The organism is Streptomyces curacoi (assembly GCF_001513975.1).
Taxonomy (GTDB): Bacteria; Actinomycetota; Actinomycetes; order Streptomycetales; family Streptomycetaceae; genus Streptomyces; species Streptomyces curacoi.
Map to the genome: position 1 here is coordinate 24,028 of NZ_KQ947985.1, position 23,642 is coordinate 47,669.

General features: G+C 68.2%; 14 protein-coding genes, 1 tRNA gene and 1 pseudogene. 6 read left to right on the forward strand and 10 right to left on the reverse strand.

All coding sequences use genetic code 11. The features are described from left to right. Positions 1-130: 130 nt before the first annotated feature. The 3 genes from AQI70_RS05580 to AQI70_RS05590 all read right to left on the reverse strand — a co-directional run bounded on the left by AQI70_RS05580 (position 131) and on the right by AQI70_RS05590 (position 2,882). Positions 131-1,240 carry a PP2C family protein-serine/threonine phosphatase gene (locus AQI70_RS05580; protein WP_062145143.1) on the reverse strand — a complete coding sequence of 370 codons (1,110 nt, stop codon included), beginning with the start codon at positions 1,238-1,240 and terminating at the stop codon, positions 131-133. 117 nt (positions 1,241-1,357) lie between these two features. Continuing rightward, positions 1,358-1,431, reverse strand: a tRNA-Met gene (locus tag AQI70_RS05585). A 317-nt stretch (positions 1,432-1,748) separates the two neighbouring features. Beyond that, positions 1,749-2,882: a dihydrofolate reductase family protein gene (locus AQI70_RS05590; protein WP_062145145.1), complete on the reverse strand. Its 1,134-nt coding sequence runs from the start codon at positions 2,880-2,882 to the stop codon at positions 1,749-1,751. Positions 2,883-2,946: 64 nt separating this feature from the next. On the opposite strand from AQI70_RS05590, the gene AQI70_RS05595 reads away from it, so the two are divergent. Continuing rightward, positions 2,947-3,462 carry a MarR family winged helix-turn-helix transcriptional regulator gene (locus AQI70_RS05595; RefSeq protein ID WP_062145147.1) on the forward strand — a complete coding sequence of 172 codons (516 nt, stop codon included), beginning with the start codon at positions 2,947-2,949 and terminating at the stop codon, positions 3,460-3,462. Between the two features lie 111 nt (positions 3,463-3,573). Continuing rightward, positions 3,574-4,218 carry a GTP cyclohydrolase II gene (locus tag AQI70_RS05600; RefSeq protein ID WP_062145149.1) on the forward strand — a complete coding sequence of 215 codons (645 nt, stop codon included), beginning with the start codon at positions 3,574-3,576 and terminating at the stop codon, positions 4,216-4,218. 98 nt (positions 4,219-4,316) lie between these two features. Here AQI70_RS05600 and AQI70_RS05605 read toward each other — a convergent pair whose 3' ends face one another. Beyond that, positions 4,317-7,598, reverse strand: a complete 3,282-nt coding sequence (locus AQI70_RS05605; RefSeq protein WP_062145151.1) for a S8 family serine peptidase — start codon at positions 7,596-7,598, stop codon at positions 4,317-4,319. Positions 7,599-8,163: 565 nt separating this feature from the next. On the opposite strand from AQI70_RS05605, the gene AQI70_RS05610 reads away from it, so the two are divergent. After that, positions 8,164-8,529, forward strand: a complete 366-nt coding sequence (locus AQI70_RS05610) for a hypothetical protein (protein WP_062145153.1) — start codon at positions 8,164-8,166, stop codon at positions 8,527-8,529. 334 nt (positions 8,530-8,863) lie between these two features. Continuing rightward, on the forward strand, positions 8,864-10,147 hold the full coding sequence (locus AQI70_RS05615) for a serine/threonine-protein kinase (RefSeq protein WP_341845939.1): 1,284 nt from the start codon (positions 8,864-8,866) through the stop codon (positions 10,145-10,147). 218 nt (positions 10,148-10,365) lie between these two features. On the opposite strand, the pseudogene AQI70_RS40880 reads toward AQI70_RS05615, so the two are convergent. From AQI70_RS40880 to AQI70_RS05640, 6 genes and pseudogenes are all read right to left on the reverse strand, one after another. Further along, positions 10,366-10,812: pseudogene (locus tag AQI70_RS40880) on the reverse strand (universal stress protein); the annotation flags it as partial. Between the two features lie 31 nt (positions 10,813-10,843). Continuing rightward, positions 10,844-12,058, reverse strand: a complete 1,215-nt coding sequence (locus AQI70_RS05620) for an SLC13 family permease (RefSeq protein ID WP_425264609.1) — start codon at positions 12,056-12,058, stop codon at positions 10,844-10,846. 569 nt (positions 12,059-12,627) lie between these two features. After that, positions 12,628-13,380 carry a hypothetical protein gene (locus tag AQI70_RS38970; protein WP_159042615.1) on the reverse strand — a complete coding sequence of 251 codons (753 nt, stop codon included), beginning with the start codon at positions 13,378-13,380 and terminating at the stop codon, positions 12,628-12,630. A 97-nt stretch (positions 13,381-13,477) separates the two neighbouring features. Beyond that, positions 13,478-20,023 (reverse strand): hypothetical protein, encoded by a 6,546-nt coding sequence (locus AQI70_RS38975; RefSeq protein WP_159042616.1) that lies wholly within the window; start codon positions 20,021-20,023, stop codon positions 13,478-13,480. A gap of 237 nt (positions 20,024-20,260) precedes the next feature. Further along, the gene (locus AQI70_RS05635; protein WP_208607299.1) at positions 20,261-20,800 is read right to left on the reverse strand and encodes a GNAT family N-acetyltransferase; all 540 of its coding nucleotides are present in this window, start codon (positions 20,798-20,800) and stop codon (positions 20,261-20,263) included. Next, positions 20,797-22,080: an NsdA family TPR-like regulatory protein gene (locus AQI70_RS05640; protein ID WP_079051164.1), complete on the reverse strand. Its 1,284-nt coding sequence runs from the start codon at positions 22,078-22,080 to the stop codon at positions 20,797-20,799. Before AQI70_RS05640 ends, AQI70_RS05635 begins: the two co-directional genes overlap by 4 nt. 241 nt (positions 22,081-22,321) lie before the next feature. On the opposite strand from AQI70_RS05640, the gene AQI70_RS05645 reads away from it, so the two are divergent. Together AQI70_RS05645 and AQI70_RS05650 are read left to right on the forward strand one after the other, a co-directional pair. After that, complete coding sequence (locus AQI70_RS05645; protein WP_062145161.1) at positions 22,322-22,768, forward strand: ATP-binding protein; 447 nt, start codon at positions 22,322-22,324, stop codon at positions 22,766-22,768. A gap of 606 nt (positions 22,769-23,374) precedes the next feature. Continuing rightward, positions 23,375-23,554 carry an FxLD family lanthipeptide gene (locus tag AQI70_RS05650; RefSeq protein WP_062145163.1) on the forward strand — a complete coding sequence of 60 codons (180 nt, stop codon included), beginning with the start codon at positions 23,375-23,377 and terminating at the stop codon, positions 23,552-23,554. Positions 23,555-23,642 lie beyond the last annotated feature (88 nt).

Genomic DNA, 23,642 nt, shown 5'->3' on the forward strand with positions numbered 1-23,642 from the left:
TGGACTTACGGGTCACGAGCGGGCCAAATCGGGCGAGTTGACCAGAGCGCGAGGGGCGCGTCAGCGCTGACGGTTTGTCAGTTGTTATGCGGAGGGGGGTCGCCCGGTCACGGTTGGTGACAGGCGGGGATCAGGGCCGTCGTACGGCGAGGAGGGCCAGGTCGTCCGCCATGCCGCCGCCGGAGTGCCGGCGCACCTCCGCTTCGAGCTCGTCGATCAGCGCCGCCGGTTCGGGAAAGACGCCGGCCCGGCCCGCGAGCCGCACCTCGGGGTCGTAGAACCGTCCGCTGTCGTCCCGCGCCTCCGTCAGGCCGTCGGTGTAGAGCAGCAGCGTGGCCCCGCTCGGGAATCCGGCCTCCTCGGCCCGGTCGGGCCAGGCGCCGAGCTCGCCCATGCCGAGCGGCAGCGCGGGCTCGGTGGCGAGGAGCGAGGTCACGGTGCCGTCGGCGTACAGCAGCAGGGGTGGTGGATGGCCGCGGTTGACGATGCGGACGACGCCGTTGCCGTGCGGGAGCTCGGCCAGTACGACGGTGGTGAACCCCTCGTAGGACTCGGTTCCGTCGCGCCGTGTGCGCTCGCGGGCCAGCGCCCGCTCCAGGCGCTGTGCGACCGCCTCCAGTGTGGCCTCCTGCTCGGCGGCCTCCCGGAAGGCGCCGATGAGCACGGCGACGACCGCGACGGCACCCATGCCCTTGCCGCGCACGTCCCCCACGACGAGGCGTACGCCGTGCGGGCTGTCCTGCACGGCGTACAGGTCGCCGCCGATGGAGGCACCCTCCTGCGCCGCCTCGTACCGTGCCGCGATCTGGAACCCGCCGATGCGTTCCGGGGGTGCGGGCAGTACGGCCCGCTGGGCGGCCTCGGCGATCTCACGGGCGGAGGCGAGGCGCTCGCCGGTGCGGCGGACGAGGAGGTTGATGAGGACGGCCAGGCCGGAGACGGTCGCGATGGTGACGAGTTCGGTGATCGTGGTGGCGTCGAAGGCGACGCCGAGATGGATGCGGACGCCGAGTGCGACGGCGAGCGCCGCGATGCCTGTGAGGACCGTGTCGCGCCGGGAGTAGAGCGGGGCGGCGATGAGGGGGGCGGCGGTGAACAGCGGGGCGCCGGTGAAGTCCGCGGGGGTGACGTAGTCGTACACGCCGCCCAGCGCGATCAGGAGGGCAGGGAGCAGCAGAACGAATCGGCGGGCATAGGAGATCCGCCGCCCGCCGGCTCTGGCGTACGGTCCCTCCTCCACGTCACCAGGGTGGCCCGGGAGGGGGGTGGGTGGCGAGCGCTGAGGGCCGACCGGATGACATGGCCCGGGAAACACTCAGGGCCCGGAACTGATCAGTTCCGGGCCCTGAGCCTTCAGTAGCGGGGACAGGATTTGAACCTGCGACCTCTGGGTTATGAGCCCAGCGAGCTACCGAGCTGCTCCACCCCGCGTCGTTGAATCCATAGTACGCCATCCGCAGGACCCGAAGCACACGGCTTTCCGACGCCCGGCCGTGGCCTGCGGTTTTTTGGTCGGTGACGGGGCTTGGGCGGAGGGGTACGACAAGGGGTTTCCTCGCCCCCGCCGCCCCTACCCGTCCCATCCCCCAGGGGCTCCGCCCCTTCAACCCCGGCCCCCCTGGGGGCCTGTGGCCCCCAGACCCCGCTTCGGCCCTGAACGGGCCTCGTCCTCAAACGCCGGACGGGCTGGGTAATACTGACCGGCGTTGGGAAGTGACCGCTCTCACACCGCCAACGCCGTCCGGCCGTCAAGGCAGCAAGTGAGCGTTCGGTGCCTTGGCCTGGGTCTCGTACTCGGGCAGGACCAGGACGTCCACCCCCGCCGCCGCCAGCAGCCCGCTCCCGTCGGCCCCCGCCACGAACGTGTCCGGCTCTCGCCATGCCGTCACCACCCGCCGCACCCCCGCTTCGAGGATCAGCCGTGCGCAGGGCACCGGGCGGGAGGCCCGGTGGGTGCATGGCTCCAGGCTGGTGTACACGGTCGCGGAGGCCAGCCTGGGGTCGCCGGGCGCCAGCTTCGCGAGCGCCGCCTCCTCCGCGTGCACCACCGGGTCGTCGCCCTCGCGGGAGTGCCCGCGGGCCAGTTCCGTCCCGTCGGCCGCGACGACCACCGCGCCGACGCTGAACGCCGTCCGCGACGGTGGGCACTGGGCGGCCAGTTCGCACGCCAGCGCCAGCCAGTGGCGGTCGGCGGCGGAGGGGAGGGTGCCCGTTCCGGGGGCGGTGGGCTGGTAGCGCATCAGCACGACGTCCTCGATCCGGCGCGTCTCCAGCAGGCGCAGCCGTCCCTCCTGATACCCGCCCGGGCCGAACAGCCGGGGCGCGTCCGGGTCCCCCACGAACAGCGGCGCCAGCACCAGCTGCAACTCGTCGGCCAGCCCCTGCTGGAGCAGCTGCGTGTGGATCGTGCCGCCGCCCTCGACCATCAGCCGGTCGACGCCGCGCACCTCGTGCAGATGCCGCAGCAGGTCCCGCCAGTCCAGCTCCGCGCCCAGCGCGACCACGTCCGCCGCGACCGGCGTCCGCCGCAGCCGCTCCGCGCCCTTGTCCGTCGTGCAGACGAGCTTCTCGCCGCCCGTGTGCCAGAAGTTCGCCGTGGGGTCCAGCTCGCCCGAGGCGCTGACCGTGACCTTCAGGGGGTACTCCGGCTTGCCCGCCGCCACCCGCGCCGCGCGCCGCTCGGCCGAGTTCACGAGCAGCCGTGGGTTGTCGGCCCGGATCGTGCCGGCGCCGATCAGGATCGCGTCCACGGACGCCCGTACCTCGTCGACCCGGTCGAAGTCGGCCGGGCTGGAGAGGAGCAGGCGCTCGGGGGTGGTGTCGTCGAGGTAACCGTCGAGCGAGACCGCGGCGGACAGCAGGACATAGGGGTACGACGGCATCGGCGCGCTCCGGCTCGGCAATCTCGGTCTTGGTTCAACTTTGAAACAAACCTACACTGGTCGCATGACGACTCGCTGGCTCACTCCGGAGGAGCAGCGCGCCTGGCGCGCCTACATCGCCTCCGTCGCCCTCGTGGAGGACGCACTGGACCGGCAGCTCCAGCAGGAAGCCGGCATGCCCCACCTGTATTACTCCATCCTGGCCTCCCTCTCCGAGGCCCCGGAGCGCCGGTTGCGCATGACCGACCTCGCGGAGCGGCTGAAGATCACCCGCAGCCGGCTGACGTACGCCGTGACGCGGCTGGAGAAGGACGGTCTGGTGCGGCGCGAGGACTGCCGCTGGGACAAGCGGGGCAGCATCGCGACCCTCACCGACGAGGGGATGCGGGTCCTGGAGCGCGCGGCACCGGGTCATGTGGAGACCGTACGGGCGCTGCTCTTCGACCGGCTGACCCCGGAGCAGGTCGGGCAGCTGGAGGAGATCTTCACGGCGGTCGGCGAGGGGTTCCAGGGGGACAGCGCGCACGCCACGCCGGAGGACGTGCCCTGGCGGCGGCGCTCCCCCAAGTCCTGCTCGTGACCTGCGCGACAAACTTGTTGCTTCAAATTTAAAGCATGGGGTAGGGTCCTGAACCGAGGAACTGCTTCAAATCTGAAGCAGATGGCCACGTACGGAACCCGGAGAACCCGCATGCCCGACTTCACCGCCGCCGCCACCCAGCGCGCCCGTGTCCGGGTCCCGCTGCGCTTCCACGACGGCTACCGCGCCGACGCCGAACTCGTCACCTTCCACGGCCTGGCGGACGGCCGGGAGCACGTGGCCGCCGTCCTCGGCGACCCGGCCCCCGGCACCACCCCACTGGTCCGGCTGCACTCCGAGTGCCTGACCGGCGACGTCTTCGGCTCGGCCCGCTGCGACTGCGGCCCCCAGCTGCGCGAGGCCGTCGAGCGCATCGCCGAGCGCGGCGGCGTACTGCTGTACCTCCGCCAGGAGGGCCGGGGCATCGGCCTCTACAACAAGCTCGACGCGTACGCCCTCCAGGACCAGGGCCTGGACACCTACGCCGCGAACGCCGCCCTCGGCCTCCCGGAGGACGCCCGCGACTACACGGCGGCCGCCCAGATGCTCACCGCCCTCGGCGTCGGCGAGGTGGACCTGCTCTCCAACAACCCGGACAAGGCGGGCCAGTTGCGCGCCCTCGGCATCGAGGTCCGTGACCGCGTCCCCACCGGCGTCTTCGCCACCCCGGACAACGTCCGCTATCTGCGCGCCAAGGTCCTGCAGACCCAGCACACGCTGCCCCTGGGCGACCTCGCGGAACTCGGCGTCGGCTGACCGTACGGCAACGGGAAGGGGCGGGTGTCCGGCATCGGACACCCGCCCCTCACTCGTGCGATCACTCGCGCGAGACGGCTACAGCAGCCGTACGGCGACTACGGCGTGACCTTCTGGATCGTCACCCCGCCCACACCCGCGGTCGTGCCGCGCGTGTTCACCAGCCGTACCTCGCCGAAGAGCTGCCGGCCCTCGGGCACCGCCCGCGCGACGGTGACGTTCGCCGACACCTTCGCCGAGTCGCCCGTGCCGAGCTTCACCGGCGCCGAGCCGTCGACCGTGACCGAGCCGAGCGAGGACGAGAAGAACGCGTCCCGGTAGTCGAACGCGGTCGAGCCGGACGGCACCTCGAAGCCAACCACCTCGACGGTGTACGTACCGGCGGCCGGGTCGGCGATGGAGACGGACTCCTCGGAGTCGCCGTCCGCGGACTGGCCGACCAGGTCGCCCTTGGCGTCGTACACGCTCAGGTCGAGGTCGGAGCCCAGGTCGGAGACCTTGCCGATGGCCACGTCCAGCGACGTGGTGCCCTCGGGCACCTCGATCGTGCTGGTCTGCGTCGCACCGTCGGCGATGGTCGGCCGCGCGGTCCTGGACGAGCCGAGCGCGCCGCCCTTGAGGCTGCCCCCGACGGCCTCCAGCTTGTTGGTCACCGTCCAGGAGGCGGCGACCGGGGTGCCGACCTTGGCCTCCGGCACGGTCACGGACTCGGGGTCGAAGGACGCGCCGTACACGGTGGCGTTCAGCTTGTACGGGTTGTCCAGCAGGGCCGACGTACGGCGCGAGTCGACCTCGATCTCCCAGACGCCGGGCAGTGGGTCCTCGTACCGGGCGATGTCCGTGGTGTTCGGGTCGTCGTCGGCGACCTGGGTGCCGTACGGGCTGATCGCGCTGAACAGCGTCCGGCTGCCCTCCTTCAGCCCGCCCAGCGTGACCTGGAGCGACTTCGCGCCCTCGGGGACGGTCACGAAGTAGGACCTGAAGTTGTTGCGCTGCACCGAGCCCGAGGCGGTGAAGGTGTGCTGCACCGGCGTGGAGACCACGACGGTGTTGAGGATCTGCTTGTCGACGCCCACGGTCCGCGGGTCGTCGGCGACCAGGATCGCGCTCTTGATGCCCGCGCGCTTGGGCGCGGCCTGCACCTTGACGGTCACCGCCTTGTTCAGCGGCAGGTCGACGACCCTCGGGCCGGCGATCGAGAAGGTGCGGGCCTTGTTGTTCACCAGGCGCAGGGTGTGCGGGAGCGAGCCGGCGGGGCCGGACGTACGGGTGATGGTGACGTCGTACGTCTTCTTCTGCCCGGCCTTCAGGCCGCCCTCGCGGTCGTAGACGCCGGTGCCGAAGCCCGGCGTCTTCAGCGCCTGGTCGAGCGCGGTGTCGACCGGGGCCTTGACGGCGTAGTCGTGGGCGGTGGCGCCTGCCTTGATCGCCTTCCAGGCGTCGACGATGTCGATGAGGCCGGCACCCTCCTCGTACGCCTGAAGCCCCTTGATGTGCTTGGCGGTCGAGGTGAGGGCGGTGCGCAGCTTCTCCGGCGTCAGCTTGACGCCCTGCTGCTCGGCGGCGCTCAGCAGCAGCGCGCTCGCGCCCGCCGTCTGCGGGGACGCCATCGACGTGCCGTTGTACATGGCGTAGCCGGCCGGCAGCTTCCAGCCCGCCTCGGCGATGGGCGCGCCGGGCATCCAGGCCGGGATCGGGCTGACCGCGGAGCCGGGGGCGACGACGGTCGGGGTGAAGCCGCCGTCCTCACGGGGGCCGCGCGAGGAGAAGTTGAACAGCTGGTACCTGTTCTTCACGCCGGTGCCGTAGTTGGCGGCGAAGGTCTCCTTGGAGACGCCCGCGCCGACCGAGATGACCTTGTCGGCGAGGCCGGGGTCGCCGATGGTGTTGGCGCCGGGGCCGGAGTTGCCGCCGGAGATCACGAGCTGCACGCCGTAGGTGTCGATCAGGCGGGTGTACAGCTCGGCGCGGGCGTTGTTGCCGTCGTTCAGCGGCGGCAGGCCGCCGATGGACATGTTGACGACGTCGACGCCGCGGTTGACGACGAGGTCGATCATGCCCTCGGTCATCGCGACGCTGGAGCAGCCGGGGCCGAAGACGCAGGCCCGGGACGACACGATCGTCGCGCCGGGGGCGGCGCCGTTCATGTGCTTGCTGCCGAGCATGCCGTGCGCGGCGGTGATGCCGGCCACGTGGGTGCCGTGCGAGCCGGCGGTGAGGCCGATGTTGACGAAGTCGGCCTTCTTGCCGGCCCAGTCGCCGCCCAGCGGGTCCATCGGGACGTCCTTGCGGATCTCCACGACGAAGTCCTGGCTCTCGGGGATGTCCGTGGCCGGGTCGTCGGTGCCGAAGTGGCCGACCTGGTGGCCGTCCTTGTACGGCTTCATCGGGGTGTCGTCGGTGAAGTCGCCGTTGTCGTCGACGTCGACGGTGACCGTGCCGGCGGTGGGGTCGTAGAGGACGCCCCAGTCGTCGGTGGTGTCGCCGTCGCGGTTGACGTCACCGTCGGCGTCGCCGTCCGTGACCTTGCCCTGGTTGGTGACGGCCTCGCGGAAGGTGCTGATCCGGTACGAGCCCTCGGGGGCCTTCCAGCTCTTGCCGCCGTAGGTGAAGGACGACCCGGAGACGGAGGTGGTCATCGGCCGCCAGGTGCCGTCGCCGTCGACGATCGGGTCCGTGGCGGTCACCCAGTCGACGATCTTGCGCTCACCGGTCGTCGTCTTCTGCAACGACGGGCTCGCGAGGTCGACGCCGGTGTCGAGGACACCGATGGTCACGCCGCGGCCGTCGGCCTTGGGGTTCTTCTTCACGAAGTCGACGGCGCCCGTCTCGAAGGACGGGTTGTACGGGTTCTTCGCGGGGGTGTTCTCGTCCGGGCCGGGGTAAGTGGCCGCGGAGGCGCTGGTCTTGCTGCCGCTGTCGAGGCTCGGCTCCTCCAGGGGTATCTCGTTGCGCAGGTCGATGGCCTGCACGGAGGAGAGCTTCGCGGCGGCGGCGATGGCCGAGTCCGCCTTGCCGGTCGGCACGGTGGCCCGTACGTAGCCGAGCTTGTCGTAGGTACGGCCCACGGAGCCGCCCTTGATCGCGTCCAGCTCCTCGGCGACCTTCTCGGTCTGCCCGGGGGCCGTGGCGATCATCATCGTGACGGTCTTGTCGCGCTGTGCCTTGGCCTCCGCGAGGAGGTCGGCGTCGTCCGAACCGAGCTTGTCGTGCGCGGACTTGACGCCGGGGTCGGCCGCGGTGGCGGTGGAGCCGTCCGCGGCGAGGGCGAGGGGTATGGGCCCGGCCGCGGAGAGCGCGGCGACGAGGCCGGCGGCCACGGCGATACGGGCGACGCGTGTCGCGCCCGGTATCGGGGCCGGGTGGGGGGTGGTGGGCATGGTGATCCCTGGTCCTGAAGGAACGTAGGCACCGGCGGCCGTATCGAGCATCTTCGACCGCCGCGGTCCGGAATGTGATCCCAGATGATCGCCTAGCTTTCCTCAACGGACCGATTTCTGTTGATACTTCACGGACGCGAGATCGCCGACTGGCGGGAACTCGCCATACGCCACCGGGGATGTACCGGGCCAGTCTGTGACATTCCTGTGAGGTGAGGTGAGGTGAGGTGAGGCGAGGTGACCGGGCCGGGGACCGGGCCGGTGACCGACCGACCCCGCTCACGGTGGTCGCCCCCCGGCCGCCCCCACCGGGCCAATCCACCTCCCCGGCCTCCCAGTTCCGGCCGTCACACACTCTTGGCCCATTACTTCCCGGCGAATACCCCGAACAACTTCCGCAGCACCGCCGCCGAATTCTCACGACCTCCCGTACCGGGATGAATCGCGGTGACGTGTAACGCTCCTCCGGAGTGCGGCGCAGTTTTTGGCAAGGGCGCGCGAGTGCCCGCACGTCGCTCTTCCGTGCCGTCGAGGCGGTGCACACGTCAGTCAGATTGGGAACCCCGTGAGTAACACCGAACCCCGTTACGACAATCAGCAGTACGACCACAACCACCAGGGCCAGAGCCAGCCGTACAGAAGCCCCAGGGACGGCTCGGCCGCACGGCGAGCAGCCCTGACAGCCCACACCCTCGGCGACATCGCCGCCGTGTTCCTGGGCCTGTGGGTCCTGCTCTACCTGCTCGAAGCCAACCAGGCGAACGTGTTCGTCGAGTTTGTGAAAGACGTCGCCGACTGGCTGGCGTGGTGGTCGCAGGACATCTTCACGATGGACACGGAGGGCCTTCGCGTTCTGCTCAACTACGGCCTGCCCGCGGTGATTTATCTGCTGGTCGGGCACGGTATAGCAACGTGGATTCGGCGGCTCTGAGTGGCGGCTCCGAGTCGATCCACCCCACGTCGATTCTGTGAAGAATCCACGATGATTCGGCGGCGGATTTGAAACCGCATTTCGAGGGGTCCTGGGATTCGGTCGGCAATCCTGCGGAATTCGAGGAACGCCGGACCGGCCCGGGCGCCCGTCGGCCGAGGCACACCACCAGCAGGCAGCTGTCGGGGGGCAGGCCCCCGCCCGCCCGAGGGTGCTGTGACGTCGTGCGCTCCGAGTGCGCTGAAAGGTGGTACGGGTCGCCGCGTGCCCTGTGGGGCGCTCCCCGCACCGACGGGTACGGCGACGACAACAGGCGGGTACGGGGACGTGGTACGTGGTGCTGGTAGCGGAGCGGTACTGGCTGGAGCAGCCCCTCGGCCGGGGTGCAATGGGCGAGGTGTGGCGCGCCCGGGACGAGTTGCTGGGCCGCATCGTGGCCGTCAAGCTGCTCCTCGCAGAGGCGGACGAGACGGCGACCCGGCGTTTCCGCCGCGAGGCGGAGATCGCCGCCCGGCTGAACCATCCCCATGTGGTGGCCCTGTACGACGCCGGAGCCCACGAGGGCAGGCTCTTCCTGGCGATGGAGTTCGTCGACGGCGGCAGCCTGGCCGGACAGCTCGCGGTGCACGGTGTGCTGCCCCCTGAGCAGGTCGCCCGTATCGCGGCGCAGATCGCGACGGGTCTGTCCACCGCGCACCAGCAGGGCGTCATCCACCGGGACATCAAGCCCAGCAACCTGCTGCTGTCCACCGACGGCATGGCGAAGATCTCGGACTTCGGAATCGCGCGGATCGTCCACGAGACTTCGGCACCGCTGACCATGACCGGGCAGATCCTGGGCACCAGCTCCTACCTCGCTCCGGAGCGTGCCCTGGGACGCCCGGCCGGCCCCGCGTCCGACGTGTACTCCCTGGGCTGCGTGCTGTACGAGCTGCTCACCGGCCGGCCGCCCTTCCTCGCGGACACCGCCGCCGCCGTCGTGCACCAGCACGTCGATGCCCTCCCCACCCGGCCGGGCGAGCTGCGGCCCGGCCTGCCCGGCAGTTTCGAGGACTATCTGCTGCGCCTGCTGGCCAAGGAGCCCGGCCACCGGCCCACCGCCGAACGCGTCGCCGACTGGTTCACCGCCTGGCACACCGACCAGCACGCCCCCACGTCCGGGCCGCACATGGCGCAGCACGCCGCCGCGGCCACGCTGTCATCGCCCCCGCGGGCACGGCAGCACGCCCGACGGCGCACCACGCTGCTCCTCGGCACCGCCGGCGCCGTCCTCTTCGGCTCCTCCGTTCTGCTCGGCACCACCCTGGGCAGCCAAGCGGACGGCCAGCCGGGGGGTGCGGGCCCCTCCCCCACGCCCACCGCACCGACGACCACGCCCACCACGCCGACGACCACCCCCGGCGAGCCCTCAAGCCCGCGGCAGACCGGCGCGCCCACCACCTCGCCCACCACCGCACCACCGCCCGCTCATCGGACCAGCCCCACTCCGACGGCCCGCCCGACCAGCGCCACGCCGTCCGCGACGCCCACGGAGTCTGCGACCTCGCCGGAGTTTGCGACCACGCCCACGCAACCGGCCAAGAAGAAGGGCCCCAAGCGCAAGTCGACGGCCAGGTAGCCGCCGCCACGGCCGACATCGTCCGGAGCGCTTGCCCGGCGGGGCTGCGTCAGGGGCGGTGGCCGGGGCCGGGGGGGCGGGGACGAGGGTGCGGGCGGCGGGGACGCGGGCGGAGGTGCGGACGGCGGGGACGCGGGCGGAGGTGCGGACGGCGGGCCCGGGGGCGGAGGTGTGTGCGGCTGTGTGTGCGGGGCCTCGCCGGGCCAGACCAGGAGGACGGGGCAGGGTGCGTGGTCGACGACGAAGCGGGCGGCGTGGCCGAGGCTGTGCGGGCCGAGGCGGGTGGGGTCTCCGTCGCGGGCGCAGATCAGCAGGTCCGCGGCCCGGACCGCGGCGACGACCTCGCGCTCGACGCGCCCGGCGCGCTCCACGCGGGCGCAGGGACGTCCCAGGCGGTCGGCGGCGGCCCGCAGCAACTGCCGGGCGGAGGCGGCGGCCAGCTGCTCGACCCGGGTGCCGGGGTCGCTCCCCCAGCCGTCGGCCGGGCCGTGCCCCCGGGGGTGGCCGCGGCCGAGGAGGCCGGCGAAGGCGCCGTGCGCGGTCGCGGCGACGGTGTCGTCGTGGACGTAGAGCAGCACGGTCTCCGCGTCCGGTGCCGTGCGGCTGCGGGCGGCGTCCACGCAGGCGGGCCAGGTGCCCTCGGTGATCCAGACGATGACGCTCATGGGCGGCTCCGGCGCTGCGGACGGGACGGGCTCAGGTGCCGATGGTGTGCAGCATCCCCCACAGCGCCACGGTGGAAGCAAGCAGTGTGGCCGGTACGGTCACCAGGCCGAGCCGGGTGAAGTGGCCGAGGTCGGCGCGGGTGTCGTGGGCGTGCAGGATGCGCCGCCACAGCAGGGTGGCCAGCGAGCCGACATAGGCGAGGTTGGGGCCGAGGTTCACGCCGATCAGCACCGCGAGAACCGGGCCGGGGCCGCCGGGCGCGGTCAGCGGGAGCAGAGCCAGGACCGCGGGCAGGTTGTTGATCAGATTGGCGAGCAGGGCGGCCACACCGGCCACCGCCAGGAGCGCCGGCAGCGAGGTGCCGTCCGGCAGCAGACGGCCGAGCCCGGCTTCCAGGCCGTTGTTGACGACCGCCTGCACCACGATGCCCAACGCCAGCACGAACAGGCAGAACAAAGGGGCGGCGGCACTGGCCAGTTCGCGTACGCCGGTCCGGCGCCGCCTGAGCGCCCGCCCGCCGAGCACGAGCACCCCGCCGAGCGCCGCCCACGCCGGTTCGAGCCCGGCGAAGGAGGTCACGGCGAACCCGCCCAGCGTCAGCGCCAGCACGACGAGCGTGAACACCGGGAAGCCCCGGCCCTTCTCCTGGCTGTCCGGCGCGACGGGGACGGCGAGGTCGGCGCGGAAGTACCACCGGAAGACCAGGTACTCGACGGCGACCGCGGCCAGCCAGGGCAGCGCCATCAACGCGGCGAACCGGGTGAAGGTCAGGCCGCTGGCGCTGAGCGCCAGCAGGTTGGTCAGATTCGACACCGGCAGCAGCAGGGAGGCGGAGTTCGCCAGGTGGGCGGTGGCGTACACGTGGGGACGCGGCCGGGCACCGGCTCGGGCGGCGGTGACGAAGACGACCGGGGTGAGCAGCACGACCGTCGCGTCGAGGCTGAGGACAGCCGTGATCGCGGAGGCCACGGCGAACACCCCGGCCAGCAGCCGCGGCGGACTGCCGCCGCACCAGCGGGCCACGGCCGCCCCGGCCGCCTCGAACAGCCCCTCGTCCGCGCACAGCCGCGCCAGCACCAGGATGAGCGCGAGGAAGACGACCACCGGCAGCAGGCTCCGTGTCTGCTCCCAGGCGTCCTGCGGCGACACCGCGCCGACGGCCACGGCCAGCCCGGCAGCCGGAACGGCGGCCGCAGCCTCCGGCCAGCCCCGGGGGCGTACGACGGCGAAGGCGAGCACACCCAGCAGCAGGGCAGCGGAGACGATCCCGGAGACGACGGTGGCGGACAGCGGACTTTCTCTCCTCCAGCACCAGGGGGGCCGGACGGCACCCTTCGAACAGCAACGCTCAAAAGGCTCGCACCCCTGGGTAAGGCGGGAGTCAACGCCCCGGCCCCCAGTGGACCGGCCGGCACAACACCCCTCGCCCCACGCCGGTTTCGCCCTCCGTAGCCGTCGACCCTCGCCATGACGCCGGCGCACAAGGGCCCGGAAACGAGTCAGCGCCCGAGCCGACCGAAGCCGACCCGGACGCTGCGTAGCAGGTCAGAGGGCATATCCCCCGCCTACCACCGGTAGGCCCTGTGGGACTCGAACCCACAACCAATGGATTAAAAGTCCTGGCCAAAGCTTGCTGGGTGGTTCCGGACGCTGGTTCGGCGTCCAGAACCACCTGGTCAGAGCATGTGCGCCGTAAGTGCCGATCCGCCGCGTGGCCGGTTGTGCCGCACCGTCCGCTCACGCATCGCTCACGCGTTACACCTCGCCAGGACAGCCGCTGGAGGTGATGCGTGGGCGGCAGCCCTCGCGCCGACTTACGAACTAGTTTTGGCACGGGCCACCACGCGTTCTGCGAGCTTCAGCCGCGCTCGTGAGAGCTTCCTGATTTGCCGCAGTGCTGATTCGGCTCGCTCTGGTGCCGTCAGGCTTGTGCCCTGTTCCCTTTGCTGACGTCCTTGTGCGAGTTGTAGGGACGCCGACCTGTCAGTCAGTCGCTCGTCCAGTCGTTCCTCCGCATGCTCCGCCGCATCAGCGATGGACTCAAGTTGCTGCCTTTCCTCCTCCCCCAGAGTTGCTCCTCGCTGCTCAAGCCACGCGCGGATGTCGCTTGGGTCGACGTCAGCGAGGGCCGTCAGTCGCCAAAGCTCTTGCTCTTCCGACAACAAGTCGAGTGCCGCCGGCAGTACCGTCCACCACGAGACGTCATCGTCCTGCTCCGGCATACGTGCCCTTCGCCATGGGCTTGTTTCCTCCAAGCCGCTAACGACTTGCCTGGCAGATTCGGGAGGCCAGCCCTGGGGCCAATTCGATCGTGCTTCCCAAACTCGCAGGACCAGATCTTCGCAGTTACGCGCGGCTTCTTCCCGCACGGAGGCGTCATCGGCTTCCTCCACATCGCGCATGAGTTGCGCAATGCGCAGAGCCATCCACCTCGACAGCAGCGTGGAGTCGTCTCCGCCGAGCTCAGTTGTGATGCGCAGACCCAAGGCGAATGTGTCAGCTCCGAGAAGATGCTCTGCTGCCTGGCGCTGAGTGTCCTCGGCACTGTTGGTGTGTCTTTCGTCCATGCCGTTCTGTGGCTCTTTTCCGGCTTTGTTGGTCGCCGGTGGGCCAGCGGATGCGGTTGAGGTTCCTGCCTCAGCCTTGTCACCTGGGTGGTACGGCTCAGATGGTCTGGTCAACCTCGACGCTGACTCGCCGTCCGTCCTCGTGGAGGACGGTGTAACGGGCTCGCCGGTGTTCATCTTTCGCCTCCTGCTGGCTGCGGTTCATGAGATACACATGGGCGTCTGCTGCCAAGGCGAGGCTGAGGCAGCGTTCCTTGAGATATGCCATCAAGACGTCGCGACGTACCGAGAGGTAGGAGCCTGAATAGTCGTCGTATGTGTTGCGCTGACCGCGTTTGTTCTCGTCTCCCCAGCACGTCATGTGGGCGGCGATCTTTCCTTTCGGGTCGATGAATTGAGTGCCTGCCGCGTTAGCAGACAGATGAGCCCAAGCGAAAAAGTCCGTGAAAAGTGAGCGTTGAGCGGTAGTGATTCCACCCGTCAGCGGGTCGTCGCGGTCTAGGCCGCCGTCGTCTGACTCGCGATAAACGATCCAGCCGAGCAGTTGCAGCTTGGGTTCATCTATTTCGTCTCCCCATGGCGGCCCCTCGCCAGCCCCAGGCAGGCCCTGCGGACGTGTGCTGCTTGCCAGAGCAGCGAGTAGGGCGGCACTGGCTTCTGGGGTTACTAGAGCGCTGGTCAACCAGGCCGTACACGAATGGCGGTCAGAATAGGTGGTGATGGATGCGGACACTACGATCATTTCGGGATCGTCATCGAGCATGTCCAGTTCGCGGCATGCCTGTCGCGCTACAGCGGCTCCGTCGAATCCCCTCCGAACTGCTGAATCCGGATCAACAGCAGACGTGGAAGCATCCTGAGACGTCGTCGTTTGCACTGAGGTAATGGCGTCGTCTAGCTGGAGCCGATCCCACATACCGAGGGTGAGCGAGCGAGCCGGAACCGGTTCGCGGATATCGGCCAGCCAGTGGGTTGATGAGTGGGGAAGATGACCGGTCAGCCAGCCCGTCCACTCGTCGTCGTCACGCCAGTGTCTGAGCACGGGGTTTTCCCCGTCGATAAGTTCGCCAGCCACCATGTGGAGTGCGTGGTACTCCAGGTACTTCTGGAGCGTTTCCACAATCGGCAAGGAACCATGGTCAGCACTGATCAGCGCCCACGACCGCTCGTGTTGGGCCGCCCTGGGGTCCTGCCGTGTTTCCTCGGAGCTCCGGCCCCACCGCTCGCTGATCCACTTGTCTGCACTCTGCATGACGTCGGCGAGAAACACTCCGTCGAATGCCTCTGCCAGAGGGGAGTACCAGTACGGTACGACGTCCATAGAGTCGAAGTGGAAGCGCGTGTCGTAGTCGCCATAACGCGATCCAACGTTCCGTACGTCGCGTGAGGTGCTGCACAATCGAGGCCGATTCGCGAACGCGAGGTCGCTGACAACGTGCGCAGGCAATGCCTCAGGATGAGCTGCGGCCACGTCGAGCGCCGCTTGGCGTGCCAACTCGCGAATAGCTGCATGGGGCTGACTTCGGTCTACTGCCATTGCGGCTAGTTCAGTGGCCAGCGGCACTAGGACCAGTGGGGCTTCACTGGCTACCCGCGCGAAGACGATGAGCAGCCACTGTTGAGCTGATAGCGGAAAGAATTCAAGCGTGGCGGAACGGAAACTACCACCGGTGGAGAATTCCGTTACGCAGCGCCAGAGCGCGTCAGCCACAGAGCTGCCGTCGCTGCTTCGAGTCAGGATAATTCGTGCCGTGTGTGCAGCTCGCCATCGCACGCGCCGGTCGGGATGGCCGAGCAGGGCCCACAATACCGCTGCAAAGAGTGTGCTCGAGTCCTCTGGTGGTTCAGGCAAGGTCTCTCGGGCGGCCTTGATGTCAGCTGCGGAATTACTAATCGCCGAAGCAGCGGGAATCCGTGTGATAGGTGCAGAGTTGGGTAGAGACGGACGAGAGTCCAAAGCCCATTCGATGATTTGTGAAAGTGTGGACGTGGCCGGCAGTGTTTCTGCCAGTGATGCTGCCAACGTGTAAAGCTGGTTGGCAGTCAACTCATCGAGGTGAGCAGATGCTGACGGAAGGAGCCAATTTGACCATCCCGGTTCATTACTTGGCAATTTTAGCAATAGGCCGTAGTTGCCATGCCGATCTAGTCCGGTGGTGAATAGGTCGAGTAGATGTCGCGATACCCACATCGGCAGATGCTGGCTAGCCCAGTCACGCACGCTTGCGCTCGCACGCCATTCGTAGCATAGCCCGCTCACTACGCGCGCTACCTGGGGTGCGCGGGCGCCCCGCACCCCACGATCGGCGAGTTTTAGGAGCTCCTCCAGCGCCGTAGTACGTCCCGACGGGCCGGCGCGATGAGCCGCAGTCGTCAGGTAGGTGACTACGCGTTCATCAGAGGCATAATGAGCGACAAGTACGGGGAGATCCTGATCGGCTCGGATGAAACTCGCCGCACTGACTAGGCCAGCAATGTCCACTGCTTGCTCTTCACCGGATCCTCCCCAGTCCCGTGAGGAGCGGATGGCTGGCTTATTTGCGCTTAGGGCGGAAAGTTCCTGTGCACGGGATTGCAGTCGCTGCGCGGCCTGAATCTGACCCAGTCCCATTTCTTGAATGGCAGTATTGAGATTACGGGAAGCGTCACCTTGTTGGTGAGGCGGTAGATCGCGAACGACCCAGTCGGCGAGCGTTCCGAGGCACGTGACGGCCTGGCTACGACCCGCCGGTCCCTGGTTGAGGAGGCATCTGAGAACAGTGACCGCAGGGGTTACCACATCGGAGTGCTGACTGAGCAGCCGCAGCATCCAGAACGCCTCAAAGCCGCCGACTGTTCCTGTCTCGGCGAGGAGAGGAATGACCGTGCCAATGCCTTCAGATAGGCCCACGTGTCCGTCGTCCTCCCACCGGCAGGCGAGAGCTAGACCAGACGGCCCGTGGAGTCGGCTCGCCACGCTGAGAGCGAGCCGGTATGGCACTTGTTCCCGAGGGTCCGGCACAAAGGGGGTGGCGTCTTCAACTGCGTGGGCGAGCCGACGGGCGATGTGTGCACGGTCTCCGCCTGTTGTGGGGTCTGTTGGCCGATCGGGGATCCGGTCGGCAATCGTGAGCAGAGCCCGTAGCCTCAGGGCGACATCCACGTCCACGCCGCTGGCGGCATCTACTGCGGCAGCGAACAGGTCCGCGGCCAGAGCCGTGTCAGCGTGTTGCGCTGCCGCCGCTGCGTCCAGGAGTACGTCCCGCCGTTCTGTTGCCGGGACCGTCGCTGCACCCATGACGTCTCCCACCCGCTGAAGTAGCTGAAGAGCAACTTCTCGGGCGACCCCATTTTCAAGGAGGATACGGCTCATTTGCACCCACGCGTATGCCGACCCGTCGGCCAACTGCTGTCCGATGCTCTTCCCTACGTCTGCCAACAGATTTTCGATCTGCATCTGCATGGCATTTGCCTCTATGCTGGTGAACGCGGCCATGGCCCGTGCAGCTGATACCAATGCCTCGACCGCAGCCATGAACCAGACGCGTTGGCGATTACCAGGCCGGTCGAATCTATGCTCTGATCCCTGGGCCTCCACCCGACTACGCACGACCTGTACGACCTCTGCAGTTGCCAGCTCGACATCGTCAGCGCGGGATTTACGATCGGCGGCAACTTTCACACATTCGGCCTGTGTAGTTACTACAGGCAGCAAGTCATTAGCAATCTGCAAGAAAAGCCGACGTGTGGACTCATTCTTGTCATAACTTCGGTCATTATCGGTCGGTGGCCGCAAATTGTCTGGGAGCAGCTTCTCAGCTGTGATTTTGGAGCCGCGGATGGCGGCTTCCAGGCATGCCGCCTTCAACGGACTAAGCATCTCGCTGCTGCCGGTGTAACTATTGAGGTGAGACGGTACTGGCGGCGCAAAGCGCCGGAGTAGACGTCTCACCTTGGATTTGGCGGCACCATGCGCCAGCGCGATCTCACAGAACGGCATACCCCACTCGGCTGGATGGCTCACCGGGCGCAGAGGCAACCGGTCTAGCCGGGTCGCAACCTGCAGTACCCACCTGCCGGGCAGACTTTCCCCGGCCCGTGCGTAGGCGACTGCGAACTGGGCCTGGGTCCATGCACTGGCTCGTACCTGATTCAGGTCCCGAATTGCCTGCTTGACGGGCACATGCGCAGGTGCATGTTGGGCCACGTGCCACGTTACCTTGTCAACGAATTGGGGCGGATTCCAGCCGGCCGCCAGGCGATGGGCGCGATTTAGGCCACGCAGCACGTATGCCGCATGTACGCCGTAGGCGATGTCCTCTGCGCTCAGTTCCCAGCCCGCGTCCTGCCGCGACCAGGCCCGCAGCCACGCGTAGGCAAGGTCGAGTTGCTCGACCGCCTCTGCCGTACGTCCGTTCAGCCATGCAAGCATGGCTGCGGCCCGGAAGTGAGCGCGGCCTCGCCAAGTGCCCGATTCTTCTCGCAACAAGATCTCGGCGACTGTGCTCGCATCTGCATGTAGCAATGCGAGTTCCGGCCGCTGACGGACCGTGTCAACGAGGCTGGAATCGGTGCGGGCTGCGTCCCCTGCAGCCAGCAGGAGTCGGACCGCATCTCCGGATGCGTTGTTGTCATTGCGCTCCATGACCGCGCGCAGTGCCAGCGTGAGCCGGGTCCGTTGAGCTTGGGCTCGTGCTATGCCGTCTGCGATCGCCGCTGGCGCGCCTTCATCAAGTGCTATGGCGAGCAGTTCTTCGTGGCGGCCGGAGTTAAAAAGATGCTCACCAACCAGTCGTGCTGCTTCCTCGTCGACATGGCGGTGGTGAAGGAAGTCCTCAGCAAAGAGATCGTGGGCCTGGCGTACATCGGACACTGACAACTTTTGACGCAAATGATTCTCAAAGTCCTCGTCGGCGAAACCGACGGCGCCGTCGGAGATTCGCAGCGCCGGAAACAAGTCGTCGCACAGCTGCCGCACGCGGCCTTCGTTGGTCTTCAGTACCCGGGCGAGTGTCGAGGGCCGCGCAGGGCGGGCCATGGCAGCAAGGACGCCCATGTGCTGCTGCCGCACGTCGCGGTCATGGACGGTGGAGAAGGCGCTATCTAGGACCTCGTCGAAGATGGCTGCCAGGCCGGCTTCCGCGCGTACGAGTACGTCCTCGATATCCAGCATGGCTGGGGTTTCACTCGTGCCTTGTGACCGCTGCTCCCCAGCGCCCAGTGCGTATGTCTGGACGCGCGCCACTCCGTTGCTGGCGGCATGGAAGGCCGCGCATTGGTTATCCGTTGCGTTCGGATACATCGAACGCAACATCGCCGCGCTGGCCGAGGCATCAAATGCGCCAAGTGCTGTCTCAGTGATACCTGTCTCTTCGGCTCCAGCCAGGACGTCCGAGCGACGAGCGCTGCGTGCAGTCATCAGCACTCGCACGTTAGGCGGCAGTTGCATGTGCCACAGCCCACGCACGAACGGTTCAGCTCCACTACGGTGCGCCGCGAAAACGGCGTTATCGGCAGCATCGACTGCGACAACGAGGAGGGCGGACTCTGGCAGTGCGTCTGCCACCACGGTGAGCGTTCTCTCAAGTCCTCGCCAAAGCTCACTGTGGACGACTGGCCCATCGGGCACCACCAAGGGCAGAGCGCCGCCTCGAACCGCGACGTCGTTTGCGATCTGGACAACGGCCCGTTCGCTGTGCCGATCGTTGGCCGGATTGAGGTACTGGCCGTCGCCGTAGCAGTCGTACGCAACGAGGATCGATCCTGGTGGCAGTTCGGCTTCCAACGCAGTCAGAACGGTTGTCTTGCCGACACCCGGCCCACCGTGCGCCAGGAGCTTTCCGGCCGTTGCACCCGTTACAGCTGCGGCCAGACTCTGCGGCTGGGCCGTTGGTACAAGCTTCTTAGGCTTCGCCACAAGTGTGGGATAGGGAAATAGCGATCGTTCCCCGCTTGCACCCAAAGCGACGATGATGTCAGCGCGACTCAGCCCAGGGTCACCCGCTGTTTCTGGGAGCATCTGCTGGCGCATGAGTTCTATCAGCCCGATGACTCCAGGACGGGACGAGCCGACGAGGAAGGAGGATGCCTCCTGGTGGAGTGTCAGCGTCTGCAGTGCCCGGCTGTCAGCGCCACAGCCAGAAAGGTCCAATACCCGAACAAAATCAGTAAACCGACCACTCTTCAGCCCGGACGCCGAACGCAACTTGGTCAAGATCTGCTGGTGAGGCTTGGCCAGTGAAGCAAAGGCGCGTCCCGCGTGCGCACCCAGCGGTCGGTCCGCCAGTGCTGCCTGGGCCGATTTCAGCGCATTGAGGAGGTCGACGTCGGCTGGCTGGTTACTCACCAGTGCGACATTGATCTTGCTTACTACGGTCGACGCATCCCAGTCTTCTGCTAGCCCGCTGAACATGTCTGCCAAGCGGCGAAGCGGAGGTGCACCGCCAGGGGTCTTGGCCTGGCACAGTCTGGCCGCCGTCCAGGCTCGACCTGAGTGCTTGACGCTGTATTTCAGCTGAGTCAAAACCAGACGATTCGCTGTCGCGAAGGTGTCTCCGCCGTAGTATTCACTCAGGTCGCAGCCCAAGTAGCGATCATCTTCTTCGGCTGCGTCAGCTGGTGATAGCCCCTCCAACCGCAGAATCCTCAGGTCGGTGTGGGGCATCAGGAGTTGCAATGCACGCCGGGCTGCCCATAGCAGGTGGAAATCATCCCCGGCTCGTGATTCGCGAACAGAAATGACTCGCTCCGGACGGATCGGGCACGCAATGCGCGCTACTAGCAGACCTAGTTCATTGTCCCGCAGATCAGCAGACCAGGACCCGCGGAGCGAGTAGCGATCCCAAACTGACGGTCAAGATCTACTGCGATCGGCTCTGTAACGAATGGAGAGACGTCGGGATCAGCGAATGATGCGGATCATCACCGTGAGGACTGGCGAAGCCGGTGACGGTTGGCTCTGCCCGATGTCCTCGTACCCCCACGACTTGTAGAGCGCGTGAACCTTTCCGTCGCCGGCGGCCGGGTTGACCATGAGCGTGACGTACGGCTCGTCGCGGGTGGCGAGGAGGGCGTCGTGGATACGGCGGGCGGTGCCGGTCTTCCGCCAGGTCGGCCGGACGCCGATCTCCTTGAGGGCCACGGCAGGGCGCTCGGTGTACTTCTCGGCCGGCGTCGGGGTGGTGCGCTGCCAGTAGCGGTCGCCGTGTTCGATGGTGTTGCCGTAGGCGTAACCGACCGGGTGCCCGTCCGCGTACGCGAGGACGGCTGTGAACCCCGGCTCGGTGCTGTGTCGGTCCAGGCGTTCGCCGAACGCGGTGACGGCGTAGTTCGGCAGGTGGAGGAGCGGGGCGCGCACGTCTGCGTACACGTCGAGGAGGTCACCGCGGGCTGTGTCGAGGGTGGTGAAGGTGCGCAGTTCGATGGAGGGCGCCGTGGTCATGCGGCCATCCTCCAGGCGGCGGTGTGCTCGGTCCAGGTCTGCACGGTGGAGCTGCCAGGCGCGGTGGCGCGCAGTGCGGCCCCGAACTCCTGCAGCATGCGCGTGACCCGGGCGTGCTGGGTGGCGGCTTCGGCGGGGACTTTCATCGCGGTGGCCGTAGCAGCGTCGGGGGCGCCCTGGGCGAGCTGGGCGTGGGCGAGCCGGGTGGTGGTGATGGCGCGGGACCGGATCATGTGGGGTCGGAGGGCGGACAGGCAGCGGTGGGCGTGGTACTCGGCGGTCGAGTAGTCGCCGAGCGCCAAGTGTGCGGAGAGGGCCAGGGAGTCCAGTTCGGCCTGGTCGTAGAAGGCGAGCATCCACACCGGCCGGTAGTCGGCGGGGTCGGCGCGCAGCATGGCGTCCTGCGCCTGCTCGAACGCGCGGCGGGTGCCGGTGCGGTCCTGTGCCGTGCCGTGGATGGCCGCCTGGCGGGCCAGGCCGAGGGAGGCGAACAGGGGGTCGCGGCGGGTGAGGTGCAGGTTGCGGGCGACGTCGTTGGCGGCGAACGCGTCGGCGGGTCGGCCCATGTGGCGGTACATGGTGCCGGCGTGACTCCAGATGCGGAACTTGATCGCCTGGTCGCCGGACATCTCGGCGAGGGCCTGGGCCTCGCGCATGTGCGCCTTGGCGACGTCGTAGCGCCGGCCGTCGATGGCGGCCCACATCGCGGAGGAGCGGAAAGCGGCTGCTGAGGCGTAGAGGTTGCTGCGTACGCGCTGGGTGGCGCTGCCTGCGTTCTGGAGGTTGAGCGCCTCGTCGGCGAGGGCGGCGGCCCGCTGTTCGATGCCGAGTTGTCCGCCATGGCGGTGGTCGCTGGCGATGATCTCGGCGAAGCGCTTGTTGAGGCGGTTGACGTCGCTCATGCCGATACGGCGCGGCGATGCGGTGCCGGGTGCGGCTGCTGCTGCGGCAGCCGCCGCGATGCTGCCGACGAGGGTGCGGCGCTTCATGTCGGGGTCCTCCTGCTGCGGTGGGGCCGGGGTGGACGAAGGCCGGCTCCGTGGCACGAACCCTAAGGCGATGGCGGGTAGTCCGGTGACGTCCTCAAGTGCCTTGCGGGCGGCCGACTTTGGCCACGTGACCCGGCCCGCTTTCCATGCCCGGACCGATGAGCCGTCGAGTCCTCCAAGGCGCCCGGTCAACCGTTCAATGGCCCTGTTCACGGCCTCGGCGAGGCTGTTGGAGCTGTAGCCGTGCTCGGTCATCCACGCCTCAAGAACGGTGTTGCGGGTGGTGTCCATGCGGGCACGGTAGTCCGCGCGATCCCCACTCGCCAGGTAAAGGGGAGGTCAAAACGTCCTAGGTGGGTCCGTCGGCTGAGTGCCTGAACGTCCTAACCAACCTGCTGCGAAAGGGAGTTGTCTGGGTGCTGGTCGCCCGCCGCGCCCCACCGTGCGGGCGGCTGTTGACGGCCCGGCCCGCCCCTGAGGTTCCCCCGCGGGGGTGGGCCGGGCGCCGAGACGACACGAAGGCTCCACCCCAATGACGAGTCTGAAAACACCAGTTGAGGCCCTCTCCGTCGGCCACCCCACGTACAGCCAGACCTTCCCGTGCAAGCCGTCCACGGCCGAGCTCGGCCGCGAACTCGTCCGGGACGTCCTCGGCGTGTGGCACCTCGACGGCCTCGCCGACCGTGCCGCGCTGATCATCACCGAGCTCATCGCGAACGCCTCCAGGCACACTCCGTGTCCCGAGATCCGCCTCACGGTTGGGCGGCCGAGCGCGACTCGACTGCGTGTCGGGGTCGTGGACCGGGAACCATCGCGTCTTCCCATACTCAGCCAGGCGGCTGACGACGACGAATCGGGCCGCGGGCTGCTCCTCGTCGATGCTGTCGCCGACCGCTGGGGCTACGACCTGCACGGCTCAGGCAGACGCCCTTGGGGCAAAGAGGTCTGGGCGGAACTCCGCACCGGGGGCGGCGAGTGAGCATCCCCGCCACGGCACCCTCGCCCCTTCCGGACCTCGCCCGACTCCGGCCCCGCCAGCAGATGGCCATGGACTGCGCCCTCTGTGCCCGGCCGCTGGGAGCGAGCGGTCGACGGCTGGGCGAGATACGCCACCGGGGCCTGCCGTTCCAGCTCTGGGCCTGTGCTCCTGACTGCCAGGCCACCAGATCGACCATCCCGACCGGCTGAGAAAGGGGACGTCCTTCCATGGAGTGGCCGCGGATCACCGGTGATTGCTGGCTCGGCTGTGGGCGTACTGGAGTCCTGGTGATCTGGCTCGGCCCGGTGCAGTGGGACGGGCAGCACGCCCCCTTCTACCACATGCGAGCCGTGCCTCGATCGTCTCAAGGCCCAGGCACTCGCCTACTTCATGGAGCGGCGACCGGCATCCGCTTGATCAGACTCCCGGCACACGACTTCCCGGCGTGAGGCAGGCAGCCCGCGAGGACTTCCTACGCGGGGCACGTTGCCTCCCGCCGGGCGGCCAGGAGCCGTCCGGGGAGCAGCCGTCTGGCAACGCTCCCGTGACGGCACCTGGTGGGCGCTCCAGCCCAGTAACACCACAACGATTGCGAGGAGTTGCAGCATGACGCGCAGCACCGTAGTTCCCAGCCGCACCGAAGTACGCCCCCAGATCCGGGGGGCATCAGACGGCTTCGACCTGGACGTCTCCCTCGTCGAGATCGCCGACCCGGCGGGCCTGGTCAACCTGACCGACGACAACTGCGGGTCCACCTGCGGCGCCTGCACCACCAACGTCGCCTGACCCGGACCCCAGATCACCCCGGTCTGGTGCCGCCGCGTCTCCGCGCGGCGGCACCAGCCGCCCGCCCCCTCACCTACGGAGGTACTTG